Below are 3,878 nucleotides of genomic sequence, written 5' to 3'. Positions count from 1 at the left end.
TCATCAAAATCTTCTGGAACACATTCTCGTCCCTTGAGATAATCATAGGTGGTTTGGTCCGGATTCATGATTCCCATCTTAGAACCAAACTCGATGGACATATTGCAGATGGTCATTCGCTCTTCCATGCTCAGTGCATCAATAGCTTGTCCACGATATTCCACCACGTAGCCAACGCCGCAAGCAACGCCGTACTTGGCAATCAAGGCTAAAATGTAATCCTTGGAATAAACTCCCTTTTGAGGAACACCTGTAAATTCCACCAGCATTTTCTTGGGTTTGACCTGCCAGAGTGTCTGTGTAGCAAAGACATGTTCGACCTCACTGGTCCCAATTCCAAAGGCTATTGCTCCGAAAGCTCCATGGGTTGCTGTGTGGCTATCTCCACAGACGATGAATTTTCCTGGTTGGGTTCGTCCTGTTTCTGGACCAACCATGTGAACGATTCCTTGCTTTTCAGAACCGTGGGCCGCATGTTCAATCCCAAACTCCTCAACATTTTCAGCCAGCTTATCAATTTGAGCCTTGGAAATGACATCTCGAATATCGTAGATATTGACCGTCGGGACATTATGGTCAAAGGTTCCAAATGTCAAGTCTGGCCGTCTCAATCTGCGTCCTGCGTCTCGTAATCCTTGAAAAGCCTGAGGACTGGTCACCTCGTGGATATAGTGCTGGTCCACATACATGAGTTGGGGCTGCCCCTCTTCTCCTGTGATGACATGACGGTCCCATAATTTATCAAAAATCGATTTTCCTGCCATCCATTACCTCCAAATAAAATATAAGGCTACTAGTGTAGTCACCATCCCGAGAAACCAAACTGTTTTAAAATACCATTTTCTAGTCTTGTGGTGAAAAATGATTCCTGCTAGCCAGGCACCAAAGCCACCACAAGTAAAGGCTAAAATAAGTAAGATTTTCTCTGGGATGCGCCAAACTCTTCTCCTTGCCTTAGATTTGTCAATGCCATAAATCAAGAAAACCATGACATTCCAAATCAAAAGGACTAGAGTAATTTTTTCGTCTAACTTCATAACCTTGCAATAATAGCTTCCGTCATTTCCTTAGTCGAAGCCTGTCCACCTATATCTCTTGTTAAAACACCAGCTGCCAAACTTGCCTCAACAGCACGCTCGATACGCTCTGCATCCTCATAACGTCCAAAACTGTCTCTCAACATCATGGCAACTGATAAAATCATGGAGATAGGATTGGCAATTCCTTGACCAGCAATATCAGGTGCTGAACCGTGAATAGGTTCATAGAGACTTGGTCCATTTTCAGAATGACTGGCTGATGGCATGACACCAAGTGTACCAGATAGGACGCTTGATTCATCAGAGAGAATATCTCCAAAAAGATTCTCCGTTACAATAACATCAAACTTGACAGGATTGGTAATCATGAGCATGGCAGCTGAGTCCACCAGCTGGTGTTCCAAGGTCACATCCGGGAAATCCTGTGCGACATCCTCAGCCACTTTTCTCCAGAGTTTTGATGTTGCCAACACATTTTGCTTATCAATGCTGGTAACGATTTTTCTGCGATTTCTTGCAATTTCAAAGGCTTTGCGAATAATCCGCTCCACTTCCTCATAGCTATAGTCGTTGATATCACGCGCTTTGCGCTCTTCAAGGATATGATCTCCAAAGTAAATCCCGCCTGTCAACTCACGCACCACGACAAAGTCTACACCAGCAATTCGTTCCGGTTTGAGTGGGGACAAATGCTTGAGACTGTCAAAGATTTTTACAGGGCGAATATTAGCGTAAAGATTGAGTTCCTTACGGAGAGTTAGCAAGCCTTGTTCAGGCCGAACCACTGCTCCATCATACTGAGGACTACCGATAGCCGCTAGGAGAATGGCATCTGCTTCACGACATACCTTGAGGGTTTCATCAGGTAAGGGATGCCCTGCAGCATCGATACCTGCACCTCCAAAAGGTCGTCTATCAATCTCATAGTCAAAACCTGTTTTTTCAGCTAGAGCTTCCAGAACCTCTAAACCAGCCTCCATGATTTCTGGGCCGATTCCATCCCCTGCTAAAGCTACTATTTTCTTTGTCATAGCCTTCTCCTTTACACACTAGGCATGTCGCGATAGGAAACACTGCGTCCCATCTCACCAGCATTCTCTTTTTGAACAAAGGTATTAGCATTGATGTAGGCAATAGCCGAAGCCTTCAACACATCGAAATCAAGACCTGCTGCATTAAAGATGGTTTCTGTATCTCTGTTTTCAACAGTGACCAAAACCCGAGCTTGGGCATCAATTCCATCTGTCACAGCGTCAATAGTGTAGGACACCAAGCGGACGGATTGGTTAAAGAATTTGTCGATAGCGTTAAAGATCGCTTCAACGGAACCTTGCCCTGTCGCATTGAAATCAACTTTCTCACCATCCATATTGGCTAGGCTAACGAGTGCTTCAATGTCATTATCTGCATGGGTTTGCAGTTGTAAATCATCAAAGTGGAAGCCTTCTGGGTTTTCAACCATAGTTCCAGCGACCAGCGCTCGAATATCTGCATCTGTGATTTCTTGTTTCTTGTCTGCCAGAGCCTTGAACTTAGCAAAGAGTGGTTTGATATCCTCTTCTGTAAAGTCTAGGGCCAATTCTCTTAATTTCTCGACAAAGGCATGGCGACCTGACAATTTTCCAAGCGGAAGGCTATTGCTCTTAACACCGACCAATTCAGGAGTGATGATTTCATAAGTAAGAGGATTTTTAAGGACTCCGTCTTGGTGAATACCAGATTCGTGAGAGAAGGCATTACCTCCAACGACGGCCTTGTTTTTAGGAACTGGAATTCCTGAGAAGCGAGAAACCATTTCTGACGTATTCATTGTTTCATTCAAAACAATATCACTAGTTACTTGGAAGAAATCCTCACGAATCTTCAAAGCAACAGCTACTTCCTCAAGAGCAACATTACCTGCGCGTTCACCGATACCATTAATAGTTCCTTGAACACGTCTAGCACCGTGTTTAATTGCTGTCAAAGTATTTGCAGTTGCCATTCCGAGATCATCGTGACAGTGGACACCAAAGACAACATTATGATCTGATTTAATATTTTCAGTCAAGTAATCAAAGATACGGGCAAACTCTTCTGGAGTCGTAAAGCCAACTGTGTCAGGGATATTGATATAAGACGCCCCTGCATCAACCGCTGTTTGAACGACTTGTAAGAGGAAATCCAACTCTGTTCTAGTCGCATCCTCAGGAGAGAATTCGACTACTTCAAACTTAGAGCGGGCATAAGAAACATGTTCCTTAATAGCTTCCAAAATCTCTTCCTTGCTCTTATTAAGTTTATACTTACGATGAATGGGACTGGTAGCAATAAAGACGTGAACTTGTGGATACTTGGCCTCCTTGAGGGCCTCATAACATGCATCGATATCAGACTTGACAGAGCGGGCCAAACCTGTCACTGCAGTTTTCTTCAAGACCTTAGCAATCTCCTGCACTGCCGTAAATGAATCTGGACTAGCAGCCGGAAAACCAGCTTCAATTACAGAAATTCCCCATTTCTCCAGCTGTCTTGCAATGGAAACTTTTTCCTTTATTGAGAAGTTAACACCAGGTGTTTGTTCCCCATCACGAAGACTTGTATCAAAAAATTCAATTTTACGCATAAGATTTCCCCTTTTCCAAATGTGGTTTTTAAAAAAACATCTCGCTTAGAAGTCCAAGCGAGATGTTGATTCACTCCCGCTTGGTAAGCCAACAGGACTAATGCTTTTTGCACTAGCCCGAGTACCTCAACAACAAAGCAAATTGATTAAACTTAGCTGTTCTCATGTTTGACTTTCTCCTTCGTTTGATATCTTGTTTAGTATTTTAGCACAGGCAAAAGACACTTGTCAAG

General features: G+C 43.5%; 4 protein-coding genes. All 4 read right to left on the bottom strand.

What is annotated here, in order from left to right; all coding sequences use genetic code 11:
• Positions 1-764: aconitase family protein (locus SMIDD26_RS11425; protein WP_246746875.1), on the bottom strand; the 764-nt coding region annotated here is incomplete at its 3' end.
• Between the two features lie 3 nt (positions 765-767).
• Complete coding sequence (locus SMIDD26_RS03400; RefSeq protein WP_061438934.1) at positions 768-1,037, bottom strand: DUF1294 domain-containing protein; 270 nt, start codon at positions 1,035-1,037, stop codon at positions 768-770.
• Positions 1,034-2,071, bottom strand: a complete 1,038-nt coding sequence (gene leuB, locus SMIDD26_RS03395; protein WP_061438929.1) for a 3-isopropylmalate dehydrogenase — start codon at positions 2,069-2,071, stop codon at positions 1,034-1,036. The genes SMIDD26_RS03400 and leuB overlap by 4 nt, the downstream gene beginning before the upstream one ends.
• A gap of 11 nt (positions 2,072-2,082) precedes the next feature.
• Positions 2,083-3,645 carry a 2-isopropylmalate synthase gene (locus SMIDD26_RS03390; protein ID WP_061438928.1) on the bottom strand — a complete coding sequence of 521 codons (1,563 nt, stop codon included), beginning with the start codon at positions 3,643-3,645 and terminating at the stop codon, positions 2,083-2,085.
• Positions 3,646-3,878: the final 233 nt, after the last annotated feature.

The sequence above is a fragment of the Streptococcus mitis genome (assembly GCF_001579035.1).
Lineage (GTDB): Bacteria > Bacillota > Bacilli > Lactobacillales > Streptococcaceae > Streptococcus > Streptococcus mitis_J.
The sequence above is the reverse complement of the archived record's forward strand: the minus strand, read 5'-3'. Positions and strand labels throughout refer to the sequence as shown.